Consider the following 21,629-nt stretch of genomic DNA (forward strand, 5'->3'; position numbering starts at 1 on the left):
CTTACTTTTCCGTCTCGACGAGTCCGCGGACAAACAATTTCTGCATCGCGACCACGACGAACACCGGCGGCAGCATCGCCAGCACCGCGGTCGCCATCACCACCGGCCATTCGGTCAAGGCATCGGTCGTGGTGATCATCTTGCGGATGCCGATCTGGATGGTCTGCATGTCGTCGCGCGTGGTGATCAGCAGCGGCCAAAGATATTGATTCCAGCCGAGGATGAACAGGATCACGAACAGCGCCGCCATGTTGGTGCGCGACAGCGGCAGCAGCGTGTCCCAGAAGAAGCGCAAGGGGCCGGCGCCGTCGATGCGCGAGGCTTCCAGCAGTTCGTCCGGCACGGTCATGAAGAACTGCCGGAACAGCAGCGTCGCGGTGGCGGAGGCGATCAGCGGTAGCGCCAGGCCGGCATAGCTGTCGAGCATGTGCAGGTCGGCGACGATCTTGTAGGTCGGATAGATGCGCACCTCGACCGGCAGCATCAGCGTGATGAAAATGATCCAGAAGATCGGCATCCGGAACGGAAAGCGGAAATACACGATCGCATAGGCCGAGATGATCGAGATCGCGATTTTGCCGACCGCGATCATCAGTGCCATGATCATCGAGTTCAGCATCATGTTGCCGACCGGCTCGCGGGTCGAGCCGCTCGTGCCGATGAAAATGGTCTGGTAGTAGACCTCGAAGAAATGCCCGCCGGGCAAGAGCGACATCTGCCCGTTGGCGATCAACGCGTTGTCCTGGGTCGAGGCGACGATCGCGATGTAGACCGGGAACGCGACGATCGCGATCCCGATCCAGAGGATGACGTGCGCGACGTAGCGTCGAAAGCCCTCTTGCTCGACCATTAGTAGGTCACCTTGCGTTCGACGAAGCGGAACTGGACCGCGGTCAGCACGATCACGATGCCCATCAGGATCACCGACTGCGCCGCCGAGCTGCCGAGATTGCCGCCGATCAGGCCGTCGCTATAGACCTTGTAGACCAGCGTCTCCGTCGACTTGCCGGGGCCGCCGCGCGTCATCGTGTCGATGATGCCGAAGGTGTCGAAGAAGGCGTAGACGATGTTGACGACCAGGAGGAAGAAGATGGTCGGCGACAGCAGCGGGAACGTCACGGTCCAGAAGCGCCGCATCGGACGCGCGCCGTCGATCGCGGCGGCCTCGAACACGCTCCGCGGTATGGCCTGCAGGCCTGCGAGGAAGAACAGGAAATTGTAGGAGATCTGCTTCCAGGCGGCGGCGAGGATGATCAGCGCAGCCGCCTGGTCGCCGTTGAGCAGCGGATTCCAGTCGATGCCCATGTTGCGCAGATAGCGCGAGAGCACGCCGAGCGAGGGGTGCAGCATGAAGATCCAGAGCACGCCGACGACCGGCGGCGCCACCGCGTAGGGCCAGATCAGCAACGTGCGGTAGAGCATGCCGCCGCGCAGCGGCTTGTCGGCCATGACGGCGAGCAGCAGCGCGAACGAGAGCGAGGAGACGGCGATCGCGAAGGAGAAGACGAAGGTGCGGACGATCGAGCCGAAGTAAGCGGGGTCCTTGAACAGCTCGACGTAGTTCTCGAACCAGACGAAGCTGGTCGACAGTCCGAAGGCGTCCTGCAGCAGGAAGGACTGGATCACCGCCTGCAGGGCCGGCCAGTAGAAGAAGATCAGGACGACCGCCAGCTGCGGTGCGACCAGCAGATAGGGCAACAGCTTCGACTGGAAAATGGATTGCTTTTGCATGATGCGCGATGCGGGAAACGGAAGGCCGCCCCATGCGGCCTGCCGATCCGGAGAGTGTCTAGAGCATCATGTCAGCGAACGGCGGTCTTTTCAAACTGCCGCAGCATGGTGTTGCCGCGTTCGACGGCGGCGTCGAGCGCCTGCTTGGCGGTCTTCTTGCCGGCCAGCGCCTGCTCGATCTCTTCCGACCAGACGTCACGCAGCTGCACCATGTTGCCGAGGCGCAGACCGCGGGAGTTTTCGGTCGGCTCCTTGTTGGTGAGCTCGAGCAGCGGCGTCTCGAGATAGGGCTGGTCCTTGTAGAAGCCCTCGGACTTCGCCTTGTCATAGGCCGCCTTGGTGATCGGCAGATAGCCCGACGCCTTGTGGATATAGACCTGACGATCGGTGTCCGAGAGGAAGGTCAGGAACTTTGCGACGCCCTTGTACTCGTCGGCCGACTTGCCGCCCATCACCCACAGCGAGGCGCCGCCGATGATCGAGTTCTGCGGCGCGCCCTTGACGTCGGGGTAATACGGCATCGGCGCGGCGGTGAAGTTGAACTTGGCCTGGGCCTTGACGTTGCCGAAGAAAGCCGACGAGGTCAGGTAGATCGCGCACTCACCCGAGGTGAATCGGCCTTCACCGGTGTTGGTGCGGCCGGCATAGTCGTAGGTCTTGTCCTTTTGCAGCTCGACCAGGTTTTCGAGGTGCTTGAGCTGCAGAGGGCTGTTGAACTCGAGCACGGTGTCGAAGCCGTCGAGCCCGTTGGCCTTGCTGGAGAGCGGCACGTTGTGCCAGGCGGAGAGCTGCTCGAGATTGACCCAGGTGACCCAGGAGTTGGAGAAGCCGCAGGTCGGATGGCCGTTGGCATGGAGCTTCTTGGCGGCCTCGAACACGTCAGGCCAGGTCTTCGGGATCTCGAGATTGTTCTTCTTCAGTTCGTCGAGATTGACCCACATCACCGTCGACGACGAGTTGAAGGGGAACGACAGCATCTCGCCCTTCGAGGTCGAGTAGTAGCCGGTGATCGCGGGCAGATAGACCTTCGGGTCGAACTTCTCGCCGGCGTCGGCCATCAGCTTGTAGACCGGCTTCACGGCACCGGTCGCGGCCATCATGGTCGCGGTGCCGACTTCGAACACCTGCATGATGTGCGGCGCGTTGCCGGCGCGGAACGCGGCGATGCCGGCGTTCATGGTGTCGGCGTAATTGCCCTTGTAGGTCGGAATGACCTTGTAATCGCCCTGCGCGGCGTTGAAATCGTTGGCGAGCTTGACGATGACGTCGTTGTTGGCACCGGTCATCGCGTGCCACCACTGGATTTCAGTCACGGCGAGCGCGGGCGACGCGCCGAAAGCCAGCGTGACCGCGACTGCGGCAGCCGCACCAAAGTGTCGAAGAGCCATCAAGAAAACCTCCCTAGGGCCGTCAAAAATGTGCGCTTGCGCTAGCAGCGCCTTATGACGTTCACATGACTTGTGTAAGCGGCTGAAACGAAAGCAGCAAGCGCAAGGAAAAGGGAAGCCGGAAATTAGGCGAAGACGCGCGGCCGCGGAGCCGCGCGCGCTACGCCGCAGTGCGGCAATAGTCAGATGAATATCGGTGCTCGTGCATGATCCGGAAAAGTGTGGCGCGGTTTTCCGAACAGATCATGCACAAACAAGACATGGTCTCAGCGCTTGCGCTCGGGACCGCAGACGACGCCCTTGTCGCGCAGGGCATCGATCTCGCTTTGGGAGTAGCCGAACTCGCCCAGTACCTCGGCGGAGTGCTGGCTGAACTTCGGCGGCGTGCGGCGCAGGCTCGGCCTGGTGCGGTCGAGCCGGATCGGCGATGCCACGCCCTTGTACCAATCCTTCTCGATGACGTCGCCGCGATGGAGCGTGTGCGGGTTGGTCAGCGCCTGGTCGATCTTCTGCACGGGGCCGGCGGGCAGGCCGGCCGCGAGCAGGCGGTTGCACAGCGGCTCGGCCTCGTGCTGGCTGAACACCGCGGCGAGCTCTGCGCGCAACGCGTCGCGATTGGCGATGCGGTCCTTGTTGCGGGCAAAGCGCGGATCGGTGCCGAGCTCCTCCTTGCCGATTTCCTTGGCGAGCTTGCGGAAGGTGCCGTCATTGCCGACGCCGATGAAGATGTTGTCGGTCTTGGTCGGGAAGATCGCATAGGGCACGAGGTTCGGATGCTCGTTGCCGGTCAGCGACGGCGGCTTGCCATGCATGAAATAGTTCGCGGTGTGCGGATGCATGATCGCAAGGCCGGTTTCATACAGCGTGGTTTCGAGGAACTGGCCGAGGCCCGAGCGCTGCCGCTCCGACAGCGCCATCAGGATGCCGATCGCGGCATAGAGGCCGGTGGTGATGTCGACCAGCGGCACGCCGATCCGCATCGGGCCGCTGTCGGCCGAGCCGGTGGCCGCGATCATGCCGGTCATCGCCTGAATGATCGCGTCATAGCCGGGATTGCCGCCGCGCGGGCCGTCGGCGCCAAAGCCGGAGATCCGGGCGTGCACCAGCCGCGGAAATTTCTCGCGCAGCACATCGTTGCCGATGCCCCATTTGTCGAGCGTGCCGGGCTTGAAATTCTCGATCAGCACGTCGGCGGTCTCGAGCATCTTCAAGAGCACCGCGCGGCCGCCCTCGGAGGCGAGGTCGAGGCCGATCGAGCGCTTGTTGCGGTTAATGCCGACGAAATAGGCCGCGTCCTCCTCGTGGAAGGGAGGGCCCCATTCGCGGACCTCGTCGCCGGCGGGCGGCTCGACCTTGATCACGTCGGCGCCGTGGTCGGCGAGGATCTGGGTGCAATAGGGACCGCCGAGCACGCGCGTCAGATCGATCACGCGCAGTCCGGCCATTGCGCCCGCAGCCGCTTCTGAAGTCATGGAGCACTCATCGCTTTCAGGGTTACGAATTCAGCCCGCAGAGCTAGCGGTCTTCGCTCGCCTCAGCAATGGTCCGCCGCGCACAGGCATATGCGGCCCTCACGCAAATGGCCCGCCGTATTGGCGGGCCATTCCGTATCGTGGGTATTGAGGGGTCTGATCAGACCACGCTCAGCTTGACGTCGACATTGCCGCGGGTCGCGTTGGAGTAGGGGCACACCTGGTGGGCCTTCTCGACCAGGGCTTCCGCTTCGGCCTTGGGAACACCCGGCAGCGAGACCGCGAGCTCGACCGCGAGGCCGAAGCCGCCGGCTGAACGGGGGCCGATGCCGACCGTCGAGGTCACCGAGGCGTCCGCAGGAACCTTCGGGCCGCCCTGAGACGCCACGAACTTCATGGCGCCGATGAAGCAGGCGGCATAGCCGGCCGCGAACAGCTGCTCGGGGTTGTTGCCGGCGCCGCCGCCACCGCCGAGTTCCTTCGGGGTGGAGAGCTTGACGTCGAGCGCGCCGTCGAGGGTCGCCGCATGGCCGTCGCGGCCGCCGGTTGCCTTGGCGCTGGTCTTGTAGAGCACGTTCACAGACATGGTGGTTCTCCCGGGGGTTTTGAATTCGACGCGGATATCTATTGCAGACAATTAAATTGTGCGCAATACATATTTCATGGCCTCACATTTAATTGTCCGCAATTGAATTCGCGTGGCCGCGCGCCCAGTATGAGGGGCGAATCCGACGGAATTGGACGAAACAAGAGATGGCCAGGAAACACGCCGCCGAACAGCTGCTGCGGCTCGACAATCAGATCTGCTTTGCGGTCTATTCCGCCGCCCACGCCTTCAACCGCGTCTACAAGCCGCTGCTCGACCGGCTCAGCCTCACCTATCCGCAATATCTTGTCATGCTGGTGCTGTGGGAGCGTGACAACGTTCCGCTCAAGACCATCGGCGAGCGGCTGTTCCTGGATTCCGGCACGCTGACGCCGCTCTTGAAGCGCCTGGAGGCGGCGGAGCTGATCAAGCGCACGCGGAGCACCGAGGACGAGCGCCAGGTGCTGATCGAGCTGACGGCGGAGGGCGAGGCGTTGCGGGACAAGGCGAAGAGCGTGCCGCAGTCGATTCTCGCTGCGTCAGCGTGCTCGGTCGGCGAGCTCGTGGCGATGAAGGACGAGATCGTCGCGTTGAGGGATCGGTTGAATGCGGTGTTGGGGGAGTAGGGGGCGGTCAGAGGCGCTTCTTGGCGAACGCGCGGCCTGATGCCGATTTCAGGTATTTCTCGAACGCGACTGCCTGCTGCTCGTTGCTGAATGCAATGTAAGTCTTCAGGCGCCAAGGCCCGTACTTCGACGTATGAGGCACCTCGCCAGCATTGTGTTTAACCAGTCGCGCGCGGAGGTCGTCGGTAATCCCGACGTAGAAATGCAGAGAATCGAGGCTCTCAAGAATGTAGACGTACTTCACGGCACGCTCCCCAGCTGTCGAGGAGAGCTTACATCCAATTCAAACGGATGGAGCCCGGCTTCGCCCTTCGGGCTACGCCGCGGCAGCCTTCGCTTGCTTCGCTACGATAGAGTTCGGCGTGGCTTGCCGAGCCGTAGCTTGCGAAGCAAGCGAAGGCTGGTGGAGCCAGGCGGGATCGAACCGCCGACCTCTTGCATGCCATGCAAGCGCTCTCCCAGCTGAGCTATGGCCCCGTAAGTCTTCCAGTGGGGTGACCCGGTGGGTCAGTCCCGGCCGGCGAGTCCTAGGCGACTCGCGCGGCAGCACCGTTGATCATAGATCAGCGGCGATCTCAAGTCTCTTCATCGCCTCCGACGTCACCAATGATGTCGGTGACGTCCTCATCGCCCTCTTCGTCGTCGGCGATGAAGGTCGAATCGTCGTCGTCATCGTCCTCGATGGTCTCATCGACCTCGATATCGTCCTCGGATTCGGGAACCTGAGCCTTGACCTTGCCGGTGTTCTCCTCGGCATCGGCCTCCTCGAGCGAGACCAACTCTTCGCTTTCCGCGGCCTCCGGCATCTCGGCGGCGGTCGGCGGCGCGCTGGCGGCTGCGGCACGGCCCCGCGGCGGTGCAATCGGCGCGATCGGCACGACTTCGCCGGTATAGGGCGAGATCACCGGATTCTTGTTCAAATCGTAGAACTTCTTGCCCGTGGTCGGGCAAATGCGTTTGGTTCCGAGGTCGGACTTGGCCACGTGGTGATCCCAGAATTTTCCTGAAAAACGGTGCTTCACTTGGCTAGTTGGGACGCTGCTGTCAATAGCGGTTTGCGCGCATTTGACGGGCGCGTGACGCGGTGTTGCCTATGTGATACCTGCCGCGGCGCGAGAGGACACAATCTTGGCCCATTCTGACACCCCAACCCCGCTGGAATCCCGTGAGTGCGGCCCCCTGGCCGGTACAGTCCGCGTCCCCGGCGACAAATCGATCTCCCACCGCGCCCTGATCCTTGGGGCGCTGGCGGTCGGCGAAACCCGCATTTCCGGCCTCCTGGAAGGCGAGGACGTGCTCAATACCGCCAAATCCATGCAGGCGCTGGGCGCCCGGGTGGAGCGGACCGGGCCGTTTGCCTGGACGGTCAACGGGGTCGGGGTCGGCGGCTTCGCCACCCCCACGGCGCCGCTCGATTTTGGCAATTCCGGCACCGGCTGCCGCCTGGTGATGGGGGCGGTCGCGGGCTGCCCGATCGTGGCTGTGTTTGACGGCGACGCCTCGCTGCGCTCGCGCCCGATGCGCCGCATCCTCGATCCGCTCGAGCTGATGGGCGCCCGGACCGGCGATATCAGGGAGGGCGGCCGGCTGCCGCTGACCCTGCACGGCGCCCGCTATCCGGTGCCGATCGTCTACAAGACCCCGGTCGCCTCGGCCCAGATCAAGTCTGCGGTGCTGCTGGCGGGCCTGTCCGCGCCTGGCGAGACCGTCGTGATCGAGCAGGAAGCGAGCCGCGACCATACCGAGCTGATGCTGAAGCATTTCGGCGCCGACATCACCTCGACGAAAGAGGGCAGCCACGGCCGCCGGATCGCGCTGATCGGCGAACCCGAGCTGCGCGGCGCCGAGGTCGTGGTGCCCGCGGATCCGTCTTCGGCAGCCTTTCCCATCGTGGCGGCGCTGATCGTCGACGGTTCCGATGTCGTCTTCACCGACGTCATGACCAATCCGCTGCGCACCGGCCTCTTCACGACGTTACGAGAAATGGGCGCTTCGATCGAGGAGAGCGAGGTGCGCGGCGACGCCGGCGAGCCGATGGCACGCTTGCGCGTGCGCGCCTCGAAATTGCGCGGCGTCGAGGTGCCGCCGGAGCGCGCGCCCTCGATGATCGACGAATATCTGGTGCTGGCGGTCGCCGCGAGCTTTGCCGAGGGCACGACGATCATGCGCGGGCTCAAGGAGCTGCGCGTCAAGGAATCCGACCGGCTGGAAGCGACCGCCGACATGCTGCGCGTCAACGGCGTCAAGGTCGAGGTCTCCGGCGATGACCTGATCGTCGAAGGCCGCGGCCACGTCCCCGGCGGCGGCCTCGTCGCCACCCACATGGATCACCGCATTGCGATGTCCGCGCTGGTGATGGGCCTTGCTGCCGACAAGCCGGTCAAGGTCGACGACACCACCTTCATCGCCACCAGCTTCCCGGATTTTCTTCCGATGATGCGCTCGCTCGGCGCGGAGTTTTCATGAGGCGGGAGCAATGACTGCAGCATTCGGCCGCGACGCACTGCTTGATGCCTTCGATCGCATCGGCCGTGCTGCTGCGCTGGCTGGGACGAAGTTGCAGATTGCTGTCTACGGCGGCTCGGCCCTGATGTTGGCCAGCAACTTTCGGTTCTCCACCGATGATGTCGACGTATCCCGGCTCGAACATCCGCTGCCCAACTGGTTGGCAGCCGTCGTGAGCGAGATCGCCGCGGAGAATGGGTGGCAAGACGATTGGTTCAATGATGGAGTTGCGTTCCATCTCAGCACATTTGCCGATCAAGCAGGCGATCACCTCGAGTTTGGTACGTTTCCACGTGACGGGTCTGCGACGGGTTTGACTGTATCGGTCCCGTCGGCCAGATATTTATTGGCGATGAAGCTGAAGGCCTTCAGGATCATGGACCCTGCGCGCGGCGAAACGGAACGGCTCGACATCCTGAATTTGATGCGTGTCGTCGGTATCGCGACTGTGGAGGATGCAATCAGTCTTCTGGGGCGCTATTTTCCAATGAGCGCCGCATCTTCCGAGAAGCAACGGTTTTTGTTGAAGAACATGAGTCGTGAGGGAGCCGCCGATGCGCCCGAATACCCTCGCTGAAGCAGTCGACCGTATCGTCGCGGGCTCGCCGCAGGATGTTATGCTGGCCGAGTTCGTGGACAGCTTTGATCTGGCGGCTACGCTTGACGCGAAATTCGCTACGATCGAGCGCGAACCGAAACTGACCGGGGATGCGAAGCTCGACGCTTTGGTTGGCGCGATGGCTGAGTATCTGGCAAAGCAGCGCCGTCTCGGGCGGGTGCCGTCCTGGGTCTGCGATCCGGCACGCCGCCTCGAAGAGCCCTGGTTCACGGTCACGGCGCCGACCGACGCCATGCGCGAATTCCTCACCTTCAGCAGCCCGGCCGAATTCTCGTCCCGCAACATCTTCACCGAGGAACGGCCGTTGCGGCGTGCCCGCGGCCTCTGACAGGACCAGACACAGGACATCATGATCATCGCCATCGACGGACCGGCCGCTTCGGGCAAGGGAACGCTCGGCAAGCGGCTCGCGCAGCATTACGGCTATCGCCATCTCGACACCGGGGTGATCTATCGCGCGGTGGCCTATGCCGTGCTGGAGACCGGCGGCGATCTGCATGACGAGGCGCTGGCGATCGCGGCGGCGCGCGCGATCGATCCGGGGACTTTTGGCAATCCGGCGCTGAAGTCGCATGAGGTCGGCAACGCCGCCTCGATCGTCTCGGCCTTCCCCGCGGTGCGCGAGGTGCTCTTGAACTTTCAGCGCCAGTTCGCATCCGAGCCGCCCGGCGCGGTGCTCGACGGCCGCGACATCGGCACGGTGATCTGCCCGGATGCGGACGTGAAGATCTTCGTCGTGGCTGATCCGAAGGTCCGGGCACAGCGGCGGACGCTGGAGGCACAGTCGCGTGGCGAGCAGGCTGATGAGGCTGCGATCCTGGCCGATATCATCAGCAGAGACGAAAGGGATCGGAACCGGCCCGTTGCGCCGCTGCGTCCGGCTGACGATGCGCATACGCTGGATAATTCAAATCTCGGGATCGATGCGAGCGTCGAGGCTGCCATCGCCATCGTCGAGGCGGTCCGCGGCAAGCGCTAAGCTATCCCTCAAAAGGAAAGGAGCGCGATGGCGTCATCATCGCGCTCCCGATCCGGCATGGATCCCTTAGGTCAGTTCTTCGACCAATAGCGGTCGAACGGCAGTTCCTGGTCGGCCATCGACAGGACCGGCTGCGCGATCGTGGTCGTGGCTTTGCTGTGCTCGGTCGAAACGGCGCCGGGCATCGCGGCGATGGCATTTCCGACAGTCAGGACGGCAACCGCCGCCAGCACGATGAAGCTCTTCATTGGTGTCACTCCCCCTGTTTTTTGTAACGGTGCCATGGTGCCCCAGGAGGCTTAAGGCCGGGTTCCATCCGGGCCCCTCCGCATGCCTTTCGGAGGATGCGGTCAACAAGCGGTTGAACGTGGGATTTGACAGTTTGGGCTAAGCTTTCGTCAGCCTTAAGGGCCCCTGAATCAGGCCATTTCCAGCTTGCCGAAAGGGGGCTTGGGGGCTATATCAGCGCCGTCCGGGCCACCATCGATCTGATCGAGGCTGTCCCGAGCGGGCCGGCAACGGGTTTGAACCCCTGCCGTTTCTGGAGGAACGCCCGCTCCCGGTCTTGAAATCGATATTCGCGTTTCTGGCCCCGGACAAAATCAATACGTACCGAACGTGCAGTCATCTGCCGGCCCGCTGTTGCGCCTCGCGCGATGAGCGGTCGTTGGGGTTTGCGGAACCCCGACACTTCACGCGCGATACGCCCATCAACCCGAACGGCCGGCGAGATACCGCATCTGGAGAACAAATGGCTTCGAATACTGCTGCTTCCTATAATCCGACCCGCGACGATTTCGCCGCGATGCTTGATGAGTCCTTTGCCGGCGGCAACCTGCAGGAAAGCTCGGTCATCAAGGGCAAGGTGGTTGCAATTGAGAAAGACATGGCCGTCATCGACGTCGGCCTGAAGACCGAAGGCCGCGTCGCGTTGCGCGAATTTTCCGGCCCCGGTCGCGAAAGCGATCTGAAGGTCGGCGACACCGTGGAGGTGTTCCTCGACCGCATCGAGAATGCGCTCGGCGAAGCCGTGCTGTCGCGCGACAAGGCGCGCCGCGAGGAAAGCTGGGGCAAGCTCGAGAAGGCCTTCCAGAACAACGAAAAGGTCAACGGCGTCATCTTCAACCAGGTCAAGGGCGGCTTCACGGTCGACCTCGACGGTGCGGTGGCCTTCCTGCCGCGCTCGCAGGTCGACATCCGTCCGATCCGCGACGTTGCGCCGCTGATGAACAACTCGCAGCCGTTCCAGATCCTCAAGATGGACCGCCGCCGCGGCAACATCGTGGTGTCGCGCCGCACGGTTCTCGAAGAGACCCGCGCCGAGCAGCGCCAGGAGTTGGTGCAGAACCTCGAAGAGGGTCAGGTGATCGACGGCGTGGTCAAGAACATCACCGATTACGGTGCGTTCGTTGACCTCGGCGGCATCGACGGCCTGCTGCACGTCACCGACATCGCGTGGCGCCGCGTCAACCATCCGACCGAGGTGCTCACCATCGGCCAGACGGTGAAGGTCAAGATCATCAAGATCAACCACGAGACCCACCGCATCTCGCTCGGCATGAAGCAGCTGCTGGACGATCCGTGGCAGGGCATTGAAGCCAAGTACCCGTTGGGTGCCCGCTTCACCGGCCGCGTCACCAACATCACCGACTACGGTGCGTTCGTCGAGCTCGAGCCGGGCATCGAAGGCCTGATCCACGTCTCCGAGATGTCGTGGACCAAGAAGAACATGCACCCCGGCAAGATCGTCTCCACCTCGCAGGAAGTCGAGGTGCAGGTGCTCGAAGTCGATTCGGTCAAGCGCCGCATCTCGCTCGGCCTCAAGCAGACCATGCGCAATCCCTGGGAAGTCTTCGTCGAGAAGTTCCCGGTCGGTTCGGTGGTCGAGGGCGAGGTCAAGAACAAGACCGAGTTCGGTCTGTTCCTCGGTCTCGAGGGCGACGTCGACGGCATGGTCCATCTCTCCGACCTCGACTGGAAGCTTCCGGGCGAGCAGGTGATCGACAACTTCAAGAAGGGCGACATGGTCAAGGCCGTGGTGCTCGACGTCGATGTCGAGAAGGAGCGCATCTCGCTTGGCGTCAAGCAGCTCGAAGGCGACCCCTTCGCCGAGCCGGGCGACGTCAAGAAGGGCGCGGTCGTGACCTGCGAAGTGCTCGAAGTGAAGGAAGCCGGCATCGAGGTGAAGATCTCGGGCACCGACTTCACCACCTTCATCAAGCGGTCTGAACTCGCCCGCGATCGCAACGACCAGCGCGCCGAACGCTTCGCCGTCGGCGAGAAGGTCGATGCCCGCGTCATCCAGTTCGACAAGAAGGCCCGCAAGGTGCAGGTCTCGATCAAGGCGCTGGAAGTCGCCGAAGAGAAGGAAGCCATCGCGCAGTACGGCTCCTCCGATTCGGGTGCGACGCTCGGCGACATCCTTGGCACCGCGCTCAAGAACCGCGGCGAGAACAAGTAAGCATCCGCTCAAGTTCGAGCGGATCGATCAGGCCCCGGCGCAAAGCCGGGGCCTTTTTGTTGGGGCCTCGTAGCCTGGTCTCGTAGCCCGGATGAAGCGCAGCGAAATCCGGGGCCGCGCCATCCGCGGATAGGCTTTCCCGGATTGCGCTGCGCTCCATCCGGGCTACTCCCTACGGGTTTGCGGGCCATGTTTTCTTCATATTGCGCCGCAATTGGTGTATTTCACCGGGCGTGACGACGCTGCGCTTGCGCGACGCGCGGGACATTTTTGGAGAGTTTCAATGTCGCTGGATTCTGACGTGATCGTCGATCGCCGCCGCATCCGCCGCAAGCTGACCTTCTGGCGCGTCACCGCAGCCCTGGTCGCCATCGCGGCGATCATCGGCATCGCGGTGATTGCGGCCGGCGGGCGCGGCACGCTGGCGACGTCGGGCGCGATCGCGCGCATCAACATCGAAGGATTGATCCGCAGCGACCAGCAGCGCGTCGAGGCGCTGGAGCGGCTGGAGAAGTCGCAGGCCGCCGCCGTCGTCGTGCACATCAATTCGCCGGGCGGTACCACCGCCGGCTCCGAGCAGCTCTATCAGTCGCTGGTTCGGCTGAAGGAAAAGAAGCCGCTGGTCGTGGTGGTCGAGGGGCTCGCCGCATCCGGCGGCTATATCGGCGCGATCGCCGCCGACCATATCGTCGCCCAGCAGAGCTCGCTGGTCGGATCGATCGGCGTGCTGTTCCAGTACCCGAATGTCTCCGAGCTGCTGAAAACCGTCGGCGTGAAGATGGAAGAGATCAAATCCTCGCCGCTGAAGGCTGCGCCGAACGGTTATGAACCGACCAGCCCGGAGGCGCGCGCCGCGATCGACGCGCTGGTGAAGGATTCCTATGCCTGGTTCCGCGGCCTGGTGAAGGAGCGGCGTGGCATGGATGACACGCTGCTGGAGAAAGTAGCCGATGGCCGCGTCTTCACCGGCAGGCAGGCCGTCGATCTCAAGCTGGTCGACCAGCTCGGCGACGAAAAGACCGCGATTGCCTGGCTGGTGGCCGAGAAGAAGGTCAAGAGCGGCCTTCCTGTGCACGACTACAAGCTCAATCCGCGCTTCGGCGACCTGACTTTCCTGCGCACGGCGGTATCGATATCGCTTGATGCGGTGGGACTCGGCGCCATCGCGCGGCGAATCGAGCAGGGCGGCATGGTGCAGGCGGTCGATCGCTTCGGCCTCGACGGCATGCTGGCCCTGTGGACCCCGGGTGCGACCAACTAACGCTGTAAAAGCGTGTTGCTGAAGCGCTTCCCGCGGAGCGGGAGGCGCCAAAACCCCTGCTTGGGCACTTTGTCACGTGATTTCGCGGCACCCAAACTTGATTTAGCGTCTTGACAGTTCAAGGCATTTTCACGGAAATGGTCTTCCGCAAGACCCCGGGCGCCACTCTCAATGATCAAATCCGAACTCGTTCAGCGTATCGCCGAGCACAACCCGCATCTCTATCAGCGGGACGTCGAGAACATTGTGAATGCGATTCTCGATGAGATCGTTGCCGCGCTGGCGCGCGGCGACCGCGTCGAGCTGCGCGGCTTCGGCGCCTTCTCGGTCAAGCATCGCCCGGCCCGCGCCGGCCGCAATCCGCGCACCGGCGAGCATGTGCCCGTCGATCAGAAGAGCGTGCCGTTCTTCAAGACCGGCAAGGAAATGCGCGAGCGCCTGAACCGCGAGGACGGTGAGGTGGACGCGCCCAAGGCCGACGCTTAAATAACGCGTCTGCATCTGCCGTGCCGCGGGCTCGAGGGCCCGCCGAGCTCCATCGCGATGAGAGATGGTCATGCGAAAATTCTTCACGGCATTGGTCGTCATCCCGCTGGGACTGATCTTCATCGCCTTCGCGGTCGCCAACCGTCATTGGGTCACGGTGTCGTTCGGGCCCCTCAATTCAGTGACGATGCCGCTGTTCGTCCTCATCATCGCCGTGGCGATCCTCGGCGTGATCGCCGGCGGCACCGCGGTCTGGCGCCGGCAGGGACGCTGGCGCCGTGCCGCCCGCCAGCATGAGGCCGATGCCCGCCAGGCCCGTGCCGAACTCGCCGATCTCAGGGCGGCGAACGCCCGGGGCGATGCCCAGCGCCAGCCGGCGCGGGCCCAGCTCGGTTTTTACGGGTCTGCCGGGCGAGACAAGCAGGGCGCGACGTTGTAGAACCCGCCCCGTCGGTCCCGGGCGAGCCCGGTTCCGGCTGCCCGAAAATCCGCTTTGACAATTCGTTCTGAGAGACCATGTCCCTGCTCGTCAAAATCTGCGGCCTGTCCACGCGCGAGACGCTCGACGTCGCGCTGGATGCTGGCGCCGATATGGTCGGGTTCGTGTTCTTCCCGCCGTCACCGCGCCACATCAGCCTCGAGGTCGCGCGCGATCTCGGCGGCCGCGCCAAGGGGCGCGCGGTCAAGGTCGCGTTGACGGTCGACGCCGATGACGCGACGCTCGAAAACATCGTCGAGACGCTGCGGCCCGATATCCTGCAGCTGCACGGCAAGGAAACCACCGCGCGGCTGCGCGACATCAAGCAGAAATTCGGCCTGCCCCTAATGAAGGCGCTGCCGGTCGAGGCCGCGGACGATCTCGCAGCCTTGCCCGGCTATGCCAGCGTCGCCGACCGCATCCTGTTCGATGCCCGCGCGCCGAAGGGCGCGACGCGGCCGGGCGGGCTCGGCGCCACCTTCGATTGGCACGTGCTGGAGAAGCTCGATCTTAAGGTACCCTTCATGGTCTCCGGCGGGCTGCATGCCGACAATGTCGCGGAGGCCGTCAGCGTCACCCGCGCCGGCGGCGTCGACGTCTCCTCGGGCGTCGAGCGGTCGCCCGGCATCAAGGATCCCGAGCTGATCCGCGCTTTCATTCGCGCTGCGCGCGCCACTCAAGAACTGACGGTTCGATGAATAAAAACCTTCCCAACTCCTTCCGCACCGGGCCTGACGAGCGCGGGCATTTCGGCATCTTCGGCGGACGCTATGTCGCGGAAACGCTGATGCCGCTGATCCTCGAGCTGGAAAAGGCCTACGCCGACGCCAAGGCCGATCCGGCGTTCCAGGCCGAGATGAACGGCTATCTGAAGGCCTATGTCGGCCGGCCCTCGCCGCTGTATTTCGCCGAGCGGCTCACCGAGCACCTCGGCGGCGCCAAGATCTATCTGAAGCGCGAGGAGCTGAATCACACCGGCTCGCACAAGGTCAACAACGTGCTCGGCCAGATCATGGTCGCGCGGCGCATGGGCAAGAAGCGCATCATCGCCGAGACCGGGGCCGGCCAGCATGGCGTGGCAACCGCGACGCTGTGCGCGCGCTTCGGCCTCGAATGCGTCGTCTATATGGGTGCGGTCGACGTCGAGCGGCAGCAGCCCAACGTGATCCGCATGGAGATGCTCGGCGCCAAGGTGGTCCCGGTGCAGTCGGGCGCGCGCACGCTGAAGGACGCGATGAACGACGCGCTGCGCGATTGGGTCACCAACGTGCACAACACCTTCTACTGCATCGGCACGGTGGCAGGGCCGCACCCCTATCCGATGATGGTGCGCGACTTCCAGTCGATCATCGGCCACGAGACGCGCGAGCAGATGCAGGAAGTGGAAGGCCGCCTGCCGGACTCGCTGATCGCCTGCATCGGCGGCGGCTCCAATGCGATGGGGCTGTTCCATCCGTTCCTCGACGATCCCAGCGTCGAGATATTCGGTGTCGAAGCGGCCGGCCACGGCCTGACGCAGCTGCATGCGGCGTCGATCGCGGGTGGCCGTCCCGGCGTGCTGCATGGCAACCGCACTTACCTTCTGATGGATGCCGACGGGCAGATCGAGGAAGCGCACTCGATCTCGGCCGGCCTCGATTATCCCGGCATCGGGCCCGAACATTCCTGGCTGCATGAAACCGGCCGCGTGAAATATCTTTCGGCGACCGACGAGGAGGCGCTGGCAGCATTCAAGCTGCTGTCGCGGCTCGAAGGCATCATCCCCGCGCTGGAATCGGCGCACGCGATCGCCAAGCTGTCCGAGCTCGCGCCGCAGCGGCCGAAGGATCATCTGATGGTGGTCAACCTCTCCGGCCGCGGCGACAAGGACGTGCCGCAGGTCGGCGACATCTTGAAGGGCAGGAAGAAGTGATCCGAGGGACGCGCCTTCTTCACCTCTCCCCGTCGGGGAGAGGTCGGCCGCGCAGCGGCCGGGTGAGGGGCCTCTCCGCTCATTCGAACCGTAGTGAAGTTTCGATCATCTCGAGCACCCCCTCGAGGTTTTCGTACACATCGGTGTTGGAGACTCGCACGACGAGGAATCCGCAGGCCTCAAGGACCTCCGTCCGCTTTGCATCGCGCTTGATTTCCGAAGCCGTGGAATGTGTAACGCCGTCCACCTCGACGATCAGCTTGCCGTCAAGCGTGACGAAATCGACGATGTATCGATCAATTGGATGTTGGCGCCGAAACTTCCATCGCTCCAGCCGTCGATTGCGCAATGCTTGCCAAAGCTTCGCCTCGGCGCTCGTTTGTGACGCGCGGAGGCTTCTCGCTCTTGCCTTGAACCGCTCCATCCCCCTCACCCGGCTGCTGCGCAGCCGACCTCTCCCCGGAGGGGAGAGGTATAGCACAGCGACGGCCAAACCATGACCACCCGTATCGACGCGAAGTTCGCTGAACTCAAGAAGCAGGGCCGCGCGGCCTTCGTCACCTTCGTGATGGCCGGCGATCCCGACCCTGCGACCTCGCTCGAGGTCGTGAAGGCGCTGCCGAAGGCCGGCGCCGACATCATCGAGCTCGGCATGCCCTTCACCGATCCGATGGCCGACGGTCCCTCGATCCAGGCCGCAGGCCTGCGCGCGCTCAAGGTCGGCATGACCTTGCGCAAGACGCTGGAGCTGGTGCGCGATTTCCGCGAGGACGACGCGACCACGCCGATCGTGCTGATGGGGTACTACAATCCGATCTACATCTACGGCGTCGATACGTTTCTGGCCGACGCCAGGACCGCCGGCGTCGACGGCCTGATCATCGTCGACCTGCCGCCGGAAGAGGACACCGAGCTCTGCATCCCCGCGATGAAGGCCGGGCTGAACTTCATCCGCCTGGCGACGCCGACCACCGACGACAAGCGCCTGCCGGCGGTGCTCGCGAACACCTCGGGCTTTGTCTATTACGTCGCGATCGCGGGCATCACCGGCGCAGCGGCCGCCGATTCGAAAGTGGTCGGAGAAGCGGTGGCACGGATCAAGCGGCACACCAAGCTGCCGGTCTGCGTCGGCTTCGGTATCCGCACGCCGGAGCAGGCGCGGGCGATCGCCGAGCACGCCAATGGCTCCGTGGTCGGCACCGCCCTGGTCGATGCCCTCAAGGGCAGCCTCGACGCCGAGGGCCGGGCGACCACCAAGACCGTGCCCGCCGTGGCCGATCTGGTCGCCGCCCTGGCGCAGGGCGTCCGCGGCGCCAAGCAGGCCGCAGAATAAGCCACAATTTGAGGCAACAAGGCCGCCAGAGCGTTTTCCAGCGAAGTGGACCCCGGTTCGCGGGAAGAAAACGCGTCAGAACTAGAATCTAGAGCCCCGTTCCGATGCAATCGGAACGGAAAAGGCTCTAGCGGCTTGCCGGGGTTCCTCCGGCCCGCCATATATCCACCCGATGCGGGACCGATCCGCATTCTGGAGGGAACCATGAACTGGCTCACCAATGTCGTCCGGCCGAAGATCCGCAACATCCTGCGCCGCGAGACGCCGGAGAACCTCTGGATCAAGTGCCCGGATTCCGGACAGCTCGTGTTCTACAAGGACGTCGAGGCCAACCAGTTCGTCATTCCCGGCTCGAACTACCACATGCGCATGGGCGCAGTGGCGCGGCTGAAGTCGATCTTCGACAACGAGACCTGGTTCGACGTGGCGCTGCCCGAGGTGACGCCCGATCCGCTGAAATTCCGCGACGAGCGCAAATATGTCGACCGCATCAAGGATGCCCGCGCCAAGACCGGGCTGAACGACGCGATCAAGGTCGGCTACGGCAAGCTCGAAGGTGCCGGCGTCGTGGTCGCGGTGCAGGATTTCGATTTCATGGGCGGCTCGCTCGGCATGGCCGCGGGTGAAGCGATCGTGCGCGGGCTCGAGCTCGCGGTCGAGAAGAAGTCGCCCTTCATCATGTTCGCGGCCTCAGGCGGCGCGCGGATGCAGGAGGGTATCCTGTCGCTGATGCAGATGCCGCGCACCACCGTCGGCGTGCAGATGCTGCGCGAGGCCAGGCAGCCCTACATCGTGGTGCTGACCAACCCGACCACCGGCGGCGTCACCGCGTCCTATGCAATGCTCGGCGACGTGCAGATCGCCGAGCCCGGCGCGCTGATCGGCTTTGCCGGCGCGCGCGTCATCGAACAAACCATCCGCGAGAAGCTCCCCGAGGGTTTCCAGCGCGCCGAGTATCTCAAAGAGCACGGCATGGTCGACATGGTCGTGCATCGCCATGAGATGAAGGCGACGCTGGCGCGGCTGTGCCGGCTGCTGACCAAGGCGCCGGCGCTCGAGACCGCATCGAAGCCCGCGGCGCCGGTCACGACGCCGGCCCAGATCGTGACGGCGCCGGAGACGGTGCCGGCTGCGCCGCACGCGTGAGCGCACCAGCCGCCTCATCGCAACCCTCGCTGGAGGCGTTGATCGCGCGGCTGTCGAAGCTGCATCCGAAAAGCATCGATCTCGGCCTCGACCGCATGCATGCGCTGCTGGCGCGGCTCGATCACCCCGAGCGCAAGCTGCCGCCGGTGATTCATGTCGCCGGCACCAACGGCAAGGGCTCGACCATCGCCTTCCTGCGCGCGATCCTGGAAGCCGCAGGCCTGCGCGTGCATGTCTTCACCTCGCCGCATCTGGTGCGGCTCAATGAATGCTACCGGCTGGGCGCGGTCGGCGGCGGCAAGCTGGTCGGCGACGACGAATTGCTGGCCGCGCTCGAACATTGCGAGCGCGTCAACGCCGGCGATCCCGCGACCGTCTTCGAGATCGAAACCGCGGCGGCGTTCTGCCTGTTCGCCGCGCATCCCGCCGATGTCGTGCTGCTCGAAGTCGGCCTCGGCGGCCGGCTCGATTCGACCAACGTCGTTGAGACGCCGCTTGCCTCCGTGATCGCGCCAATCAGCATGGATCACACGGAATTCCTCGGCGATAATTTGACGTCGATCGCGAGCGAGAAGGCCGCGATCATCAGGCGAAAGGTACCGGTGATCGCTGCCGAGCAGGCGCCGGAGGCGATGGCGGTGATCGAGACGCAAGCGGGCCGCATGCGCGCGCCGCTGCACGCCGCCGGCCAGCAATGGCATGTCGGTGTCGAGCGCGGCCGGCTGGTCTATCAGGATGACCGCGGCCTGCTGGATCTCGCCGCGCCAAAGCTGTTCGGCCGGCATCAGTTCGACAATGCGGGACTGGCGATCGCCACCTTGCGCGCCATCGATGCATTCAAGCTCAACATCGCTGCCTTCGAGGCCGGCATCGTCAATGCCGAATGGCCGGCGCGAATGCAGCGGCTGACGTCAGGCGCGCTGGTCAGCCGGGGACCGCAGGGCTCCGAGCTTTGGCTCGATGGCGGCCACAATGCCGAGGGCGGCCGCGTCGTGGCCGCGACGCTCGGCGATCTCGAAGAGCGCGTGTCACGTCCGCTGGTCGTCGTCGCCGGCATGATGGGCAACAAGGATGCGAATGCGTTTCTCGCCAATTTCGCCGGCCTGACGCGTCACATCATCGCGGTGCCGGTGCCCGGCCGTGCGGGCGGCATGCCGCCGGACCGGCTGGCCGATGCTGCACGCGCGCTCGGCATGCGCGTGGAGACTGCTGCTTCCGTCGAGGCCGCGCTGCAGCGTCTCGCGACGCTCGCCTACGAAGTGCCGCCGCGCATCCTGATCACTGGCTCGCTCTATCTCGCCGGCCCCGTGCTGGCGGCGAATGGTACGCCTCCTGCATGAGTTCTCTCGTGTCCCGGACGCGGTGCGGCGCGAAGTGCCGCTCCGCTGAGCCGGGACCTATGCCGATACATGGGCCCCGGCTCTGCAGCGCACCACTGCGCGGTGCGCTGCGTCCGGGGCAGAAGAGTCTGGAGTAACGAAATAGATGCGTTTTGCCGCCATCGCCGACGTTCACGGCAACTATCTCGCGCTGGAGGCTGTGCTCGCCGACATCCGCGCCCAAGGCATTTCCGACATCGTCGATCTCGGCGACATGGCGAGCGGTGCGCTCGACGCGCGGCGGACGATGGATGCGCTGATGGCGCTCGATGCCACTCACCTGCTCGGCAATCACGACCGCTACCTGATCGATCGTCCGCCGGAGAAGATGGGCTCGTGGGATCGGCCCGCGCATGCGCAGCTCGACGCAAAACATCTCGACTGGCTGCGCACGCTGCCGGCCACGCGCGTCTATCGCAACGAGGTTTTCCTCTGTCATGCGACGCCGTCCGACGACGAGACCTATTGGCTGGAGACGGTGCTGCCGAGCGGCGAGGTCTGCATGGCCTCGCTGGAATCAATCGAGGAGAAAGCCGCCGGCGTAACGCAGCGCCTGATCCTCTGCGCCCACAGCCACATCGCGCGCGCGGTGCGGCTTCGCGATAGCCGGCTGATCGTCAATCCCGGCAGCGTCGGCTCGCCCGGCTATCGCGACGTCCATCCCTACAAGCACGTCGTCGAGGCCGGCTCACCCGACGCGCGCTACGCGATCCTCGAACGGGTCGACGGTGCGTGGCATGCGACGTTTCGCCATGTGCCGTACGATCACGATGCGATGGCTGCGCTGGCGCGGCAGAACGGCAAGCCGGAGCTGGCCTCGGCGATCGCGACGGGTTGGATCCGGTAGATACAAAAACAAAACGGCCGGCATTGCGCCGGCCGTTTCTACAATCAGCAAATTCAAAGCGGGATCAGACCGCAGCGGTGATCCACTGCTGCAGCTTCGCTTTCGGCGCAGCGCCGACCTGGCGGGAGGCCATCTCGCCGCCCTTGAAGATCATCAGGGTCGGGATCGACATCACGCCATACTTCGACGCGGTCTTCGGGCTTTCGTCGACGTTGAGCTTCACGATCTTGACCTTGTCGCCCATCGCGCCGGAAATCTCGTCAAGTGCGGGCGCGATCATGCGGCAGGGGCCGCACCATTCCGCCCAGAAATCGACGACCACCGGCCCGGTCGCCTTGAGCACTTCGGCTTCGAAATCGGCGTCAGAAACCTTGCCAACGGCCATGGGAATACCTCGTTCGGTTTGGACACAAAGGGCGC

25 protein-coding genes and 1 tRNA gene are annotated in these 21,629 nt (G+C 64.3%); 15 read left to right on the forward strand and 11 right to left on the reverse strand.

Features of this window, described 5'->3' with window-relative positions; translation table 11 throughout:
- Position 1: 1 nt before the first annotated feature.
- From ugpE to JQ604_RS26980, 5 genes are all read right to left on the reverse strand, one after another.
- Positions 2-850, reverse strand: coding sequence for a sn-glycerol-3-phosphate ABC transporter permease UgpE (gene ugpE, locus JQ604_RS26960; RefSeq protein ID WP_212363705.1), 849 nt, complete (start codon positions 848-850; stop codon positions 2-4).
- Positions 850-1,731, reverse strand: a complete 882-nt coding sequence (gene ugpA, locus JQ604_RS26965; RefSeq protein WP_212363706.1) for a sn-glycerol-3-phosphate ABC transporter permease UgpA — start codon at positions 1,729-1,731, stop codon at positions 850-852. Before ugpA ends, ugpE begins: the two co-directional genes overlap by 1 nt.
- 71 nt (positions 1,732-1,802) lie before the next feature.
- Complete coding sequence (ugpB, locus tag JQ604_RS26970) at positions 1,803-3,119, reverse strand: sn-glycerol-3-phosphate ABC transporter substrate-binding protein UgpB (RefSeq protein ID WP_212363707.1); 1,317 nt, start codon at positions 3,117-3,119, stop codon at positions 1,803-1,805.
- A gap of 266 nt (positions 3,120-3,385) precedes the next feature.
- Entirely contained in the window at positions 3,386-4,591 is a 1,206-nt protein-coding gene (locus JQ604_RS26975) for a CaiB/BaiF CoA transferase family protein (protein ID WP_212363708.1), read from the reverse strand.
- A 160-nt stretch (positions 4,592-4,751) separates the two neighbouring features.
- Positions 4,752-5,177: an organic hydroperoxide resistance protein gene (locus JQ604_RS26980; protein ID WP_212363709.1), complete on the reverse strand. Its 426-nt coding sequence runs from the start codon at positions 5,175-5,177 to the stop codon at positions 4,752-4,754.
- A 167-nt stretch (positions 5,178-5,344) separates the two neighbouring features.
- On the opposite strand from JQ604_RS26980, the gene JQ604_RS26985 reads away from it, so the two are divergent.
- Positions 5,345-5,803 (forward strand): MarR family winged helix-turn-helix transcriptional regulator, encoded by a 459-nt coding sequence (locus JQ604_RS26985; RefSeq protein ID WP_212363710.1) that lies wholly within the window; start codon positions 5,345-5,347, stop codon positions 5,801-5,803.
- A 7-nt stretch (positions 5,804-5,810) separates the two neighbouring features.
- Here JQ604_RS26985 and JQ604_RS26990 read toward each other — a convergent pair whose 3' ends face one another.
- From JQ604_RS26990 to JQ604_RS27000, 3 genes are all read right to left on the reverse strand, one after another.
- Positions 5,811-6,047 carry a GIY-YIG nuclease family protein gene (locus tag JQ604_RS26990; RefSeq protein ID WP_212363711.1) on the reverse strand — a complete coding sequence of 79 codons (237 nt, stop codon included), beginning with the start codon at positions 6,045-6,047 and terminating at the stop codon, positions 5,811-5,813.
- Between the two features lie 157 nt (positions 6,048-6,204).
- Positions 6,205-6,280 (reverse strand) — tRNA-Ala (locus JQ604_RS26995).
- Between the two features lie 98 nt (positions 6,281-6,378).
- On the reverse strand, positions 6,379-6,786 hold the full coding sequence (locus JQ604_RS27000) for a TIGR02300 family protein (protein WP_212363712.1): 408 nt from the start codon (positions 6,784-6,786) through the stop codon (positions 6,379-6,381).
- A gap of 145 nt (positions 6,787-6,931) precedes the next feature.
- Here JQ604_RS27000 and aroA point away from each other — a divergent pair, with 145 nt between their 5' ends.
- The 4 genes from aroA to cmk are packed head-to-tail and all read left to right on the forward strand — an operon-like array spanning position 6,932 to position 9,906.
- Complete coding sequence (aroA, locus tag JQ604_RS27005; protein ID WP_212363713.1) at positions 6,932-8,269, forward strand: 3-phosphoshikimate 1-carboxyvinyltransferase; 1,338 nt, start codon at positions 6,932-6,934, stop codon at positions 8,267-8,269.
- A 10-nt stretch (positions 8,270-8,279) separates the two neighbouring features.
- Positions 8,280-8,885, forward strand: coding sequence for a hypothetical protein (locus JQ604_RS27010; RefSeq protein ID WP_212363714.1), 606 nt, complete (start codon positions 8,280-8,282; stop codon positions 8,883-8,885).
- A 40-nt stretch (positions 8,886-8,925) separates the two neighbouring features.
- On the forward strand, positions 8,926-9,255 hold the full coding sequence (locus tag JQ604_RS27015) for a hypothetical protein (protein WP_249158692.1): 330 nt from the start codon (positions 8,926-8,928) through the stop codon (positions 9,253-9,255).
- Between the two features lie 21 nt (positions 9,256-9,276).
- On the forward strand, positions 9,277-9,906 hold the full coding sequence (gene cmk / locus JQ604_RS27020; protein WP_212363716.1) for a (d)CMP kinase: 630 nt from the start codon (positions 9,277-9,279) through the stop codon (positions 9,904-9,906).
- Between the two features lie 71 nt (positions 9,907-9,977).
- Here cmk and JQ604_RS27025 read toward each other — a convergent pair whose 3' ends face one another.
- The gene (locus tag JQ604_RS27025; RefSeq protein WP_212363717.1) at positions 9,978-10,154 is read right to left on the reverse strand and encodes a hypothetical protein; all 177 of its coding nucleotides are present in this window, start codon (positions 10,152-10,154) and stop codon (positions 9,978-9,980) included.
- A 503-nt stretch (positions 10,155-10,657) separates the two neighbouring features.
- Here JQ604_RS27025 and rpsA point away from each other — a divergent pair.
- The 6 genes from rpsA to trpB all read left to right on the forward strand — a co-directional run bounded on the left by rpsA (position 10,658) and on the right by trpB (position 16,504).
- Positions 10,658-12,367 carry a 30S ribosomal protein S1 gene (gene rpsA / locus JQ604_RS27030; protein ID WP_212363718.1) on the forward strand — a complete coding sequence of 570 codons (1,710 nt, stop codon included), beginning with the start codon at positions 10,658-10,660 and terminating at the stop codon, positions 12,365-12,367.
- A gap of 283 nt (positions 12,368-12,650) precedes the next feature.
- On the forward strand, positions 12,651-13,628 hold the full coding sequence (gene sppA / locus JQ604_RS27035; protein ID WP_212363719.1) for a signal peptide peptidase SppA: 978 nt from the start codon (positions 12,651-12,653) through the stop codon (positions 13,626-13,628).
- 171 nt (positions 13,629-13,799) lie between these two features.
- On the forward strand, positions 13,800-14,114 hold the full coding sequence (locus tag JQ604_RS27040) for an integration host factor subunit beta (RefSeq protein ID WP_212363720.1): 315 nt from the start codon (positions 13,800-13,802) through the stop codon (positions 14,112-14,114).
- Positions 14,115-14,184: 70 nt separating this feature from the next.
- Positions 14,185-14,553: a lipopolysaccharide assembly protein LapA domain-containing protein gene (locus JQ604_RS27045; RefSeq protein WP_212363721.1), complete on the forward strand. Its 369-nt coding sequence runs from the start codon at positions 14,185-14,187 to the stop codon at positions 14,551-14,553.
- 77 nt (positions 14,554-14,630) lie between these two features.
- Complete coding sequence (locus tag JQ604_RS27050; protein ID WP_212363722.1) at positions 14,631-15,290, forward strand: phosphoribosylanthranilate isomerase; 660 nt, start codon at positions 14,631-14,633, stop codon at positions 15,288-15,290.
- Entirely contained in the window at positions 15,287-16,504 is a 1,218-nt protein-coding gene (gene trpB, locus JQ604_RS27055; protein ID WP_212363723.1) for a tryptophan synthase subunit beta, read from the forward strand. The genes JQ604_RS27050 and trpB overlap by 4 nt, the downstream gene beginning before the upstream one ends.
- Positions 16,505-16,583: 79 nt before the next feature.
- Here the strand turns inward: trpB and JQ604_RS27060 are convergent, their stop codons facing one another.
- Positions 16,584-16,928, reverse strand: coding sequence for an endonuclease domain-containing protein (locus JQ604_RS27060; RefSeq protein ID WP_212363724.1), 345 nt, complete (start codon positions 16,926-16,928; stop codon positions 16,584-16,586).
- A 72-nt stretch (positions 16,929-17,000) separates the two neighbouring features.
- On the opposite strand from JQ604_RS27060, the gene trpA reads away from it, so the two are divergent.
- From trpA to JQ604_RS27080, 4 genes are all read left to right on the forward strand, one after another.
- Positions 17,001-17,837, forward strand: coding sequence for a tryptophan synthase subunit alpha (trpA, locus tag JQ604_RS27065; RefSeq protein ID WP_212363725.1), 837 nt, complete (start codon positions 17,001-17,003; stop codon positions 17,835-17,837).
- 204 nt (positions 17,838-18,041) lie between these two features.
- On the forward strand, positions 18,042-18,983 hold the full coding sequence (accD, locus tag JQ604_RS27070) for an acetyl-CoA carboxylase, carboxyltransferase subunit beta (RefSeq protein WP_212363726.1): 942 nt from the start codon (positions 18,042-18,044) through the stop codon (positions 18,981-18,983).
- The gene (locus tag JQ604_RS27075; RefSeq protein WP_212363727.1) at positions 18,980-20,323 is read left to right on the forward strand and encodes a bifunctional folylpolyglutamate synthase/dihydrofolate synthase; all 1,344 of its coding nucleotides are present in this window, start codon (positions 18,980-18,982) and stop codon (positions 20,321-20,323) included. The genes accD and JQ604_RS27075 overlap by 4 nt, the downstream gene beginning before the upstream one ends.
- Before the next feature lie 145 nt (positions 20,324-20,468).
- Positions 20,469-21,209: a metallophosphoesterase family protein gene (locus tag JQ604_RS27080; RefSeq protein ID WP_212363728.1), complete on the forward strand. Its 741-nt coding sequence runs from the start codon at positions 20,469-20,471 to the stop codon at positions 21,207-21,209.
- A gap of 64 nt (positions 21,210-21,273) precedes the next feature.
- Here the strand turns inward: JQ604_RS27080 and trxA are convergent, their stop codons facing one another.
- A complete protein-coding gene (trxA, locus tag JQ604_RS27085; RefSeq protein ID WP_016847387.1) occupies positions 21,274-21,594 on the reverse strand; it encodes a thioredoxin in 321 nt (106 codons plus the stop codon).
- Positions 21,595-21,629 lie beyond the last annotated feature (35 nt).

Origin of the sequence: Bradyrhizobium jicamae (assembly GCF_018130695.1) — a bacterium.
Lineage (GTDB): Bacteria > Pseudomonadota > Alphaproteobacteria > Rhizobiales > Xanthobacteraceae > Bradyrhizobium > Bradyrhizobium jicamae_B.

Bases quoted from the DNA above. Each gene is read 5' to 3' on its own strand.
- ugpE (WP_212363705.1), bottom strand. From the start codon at position 850: ATGGTCGAGCAAGAGGGCTTTCGACGCTACGTCGCGCACGTCATCCTC.
- ugpA (WP_212363706.1), bottom strand. From the start codon at position 1,731: ATGCAAAAGCAATCCATTTTCCAGTCGAAGCTGTTGCCCTATCTGCTG.
- ugpB (WP_212363707.1), bottom strand. From the start codon at position 3,119: ATGGCTCTTCGACACTTTGGTGCGGCTGCCGCAGTCGCGGTCACGCTG.
- JQ604_RS26975 (WP_212363708.1), bottom strand. From the start codon at position 4,591: ATGACTTCAGAAGCGGCTGCGGGCGCAATGGCCGGACTGCGCGTGATC.
- JQ604_RS26980 (WP_212363709.1), bottom strand. From the start codon at position 5,177: ATGTCTGTGAACGTGCTCTACAAGACCAGCGCCAAGGCAACCGGCGGC.
- JQ604_RS26985 (WP_212363710.1), top strand. From the start codon at position 5,345: ATGGCCAGGAAACACGCCGCCGAACAGCTGCTGCGGCTCGACAATCAG.
- JQ604_RS27010 (WP_212363714.1), top strand. From the start codon at position 8,280: ATGACTGCAGCATTCGGCCGCGACGCACTGCTTGATGCCTTCGATCGC.
- JQ604_RS27015 (WP_249158692.1), top strand. From the start codon at position 8,926: ATGCTGGCCGAGTTCGTGGACAGCTTTGATCTGGCGGCTACGCTTGAC.
- cmk (WP_212363716.1), top strand. From the start codon at position 9,277: ATGATCATCGCCATCGACGGACCGGCCGCTTCGGGCAAGGGAACGCTC.
- JQ604_RS27025 (WP_212363717.1), bottom strand. From the start codon at position 10,154: ATGAAGAGCTTCATCGTGCTGGCGGCGGTTGCCGTCCTGACTGTCGGA.
- rpsA (WP_212363718.1), top strand. From the start codon at position 10,658: ATGGCTTCGAATACTGCTGCTTCCTATAATCCGACCCGCGACGATTTC.
- sppA (WP_212363719.1), top strand. From the start codon at position 12,651: ATGTCGCTGGATTCTGACGTGATCGTCGATCGCCGCCGCATCCGCCGC.
- JQ604_RS27040 (WP_212363720.1), top strand. From the start codon at position 13,800: ATGATCAAATCCGAACTCGTTCAGCGTATCGCCGAGCACAACCCGCAT.
- JQ604_RS27045 (WP_212363721.1), top strand. From the start codon at position 14,185: ATGCGAAAATTCTTCACGGCATTGGTCGTCATCCCGCTGGGACTGATC.
- JQ604_RS27050 (WP_212363722.1), top strand. From the start codon at position 14,631: ATGTCCCTGCTCGTCAAAATCTGCGGCCTGTCCACGCGCGAGACGCTC.
- trpB (WP_212363723.1), top strand. From the start codon at position 15,287: ATGAATAAAAACCTTCCCAACTCCTTCCGCACCGGGCCTGACGAGCGC.
- JQ604_RS27060 (WP_212363724.1), bottom strand. From the start codon at position 16,928: ATGGAGCGGTTCAAGGCAAGAGCGAGAAGCCTCCGCGCGTCACAAACG.
- trpA (WP_212363725.1), top strand. From the start codon at position 17,001: ATGACCACCCGTATCGACGCGAAGTTCGCTGAACTCAAGAAGCAGGGC.
- accD (WP_212363726.1), top strand. From the start codon at position 18,042: ATGAACTGGCTCACCAATGTCGTCCGGCCGAAGATCCGCAACATCCTG.
- JQ604_RS27080 (WP_212363728.1), top strand. From the start codon at position 20,469: ATGCGTTTTGCCGCCATCGCCGACGTTCACGGCAACTATCTCGCGCTG.
- trxA (WP_016847387.1), bottom strand. From the start codon at position 21,594: ATGGCCGTTGGCAAGGTTTCTGACGCCGATTTCGAAGCCGAAGTGCTC.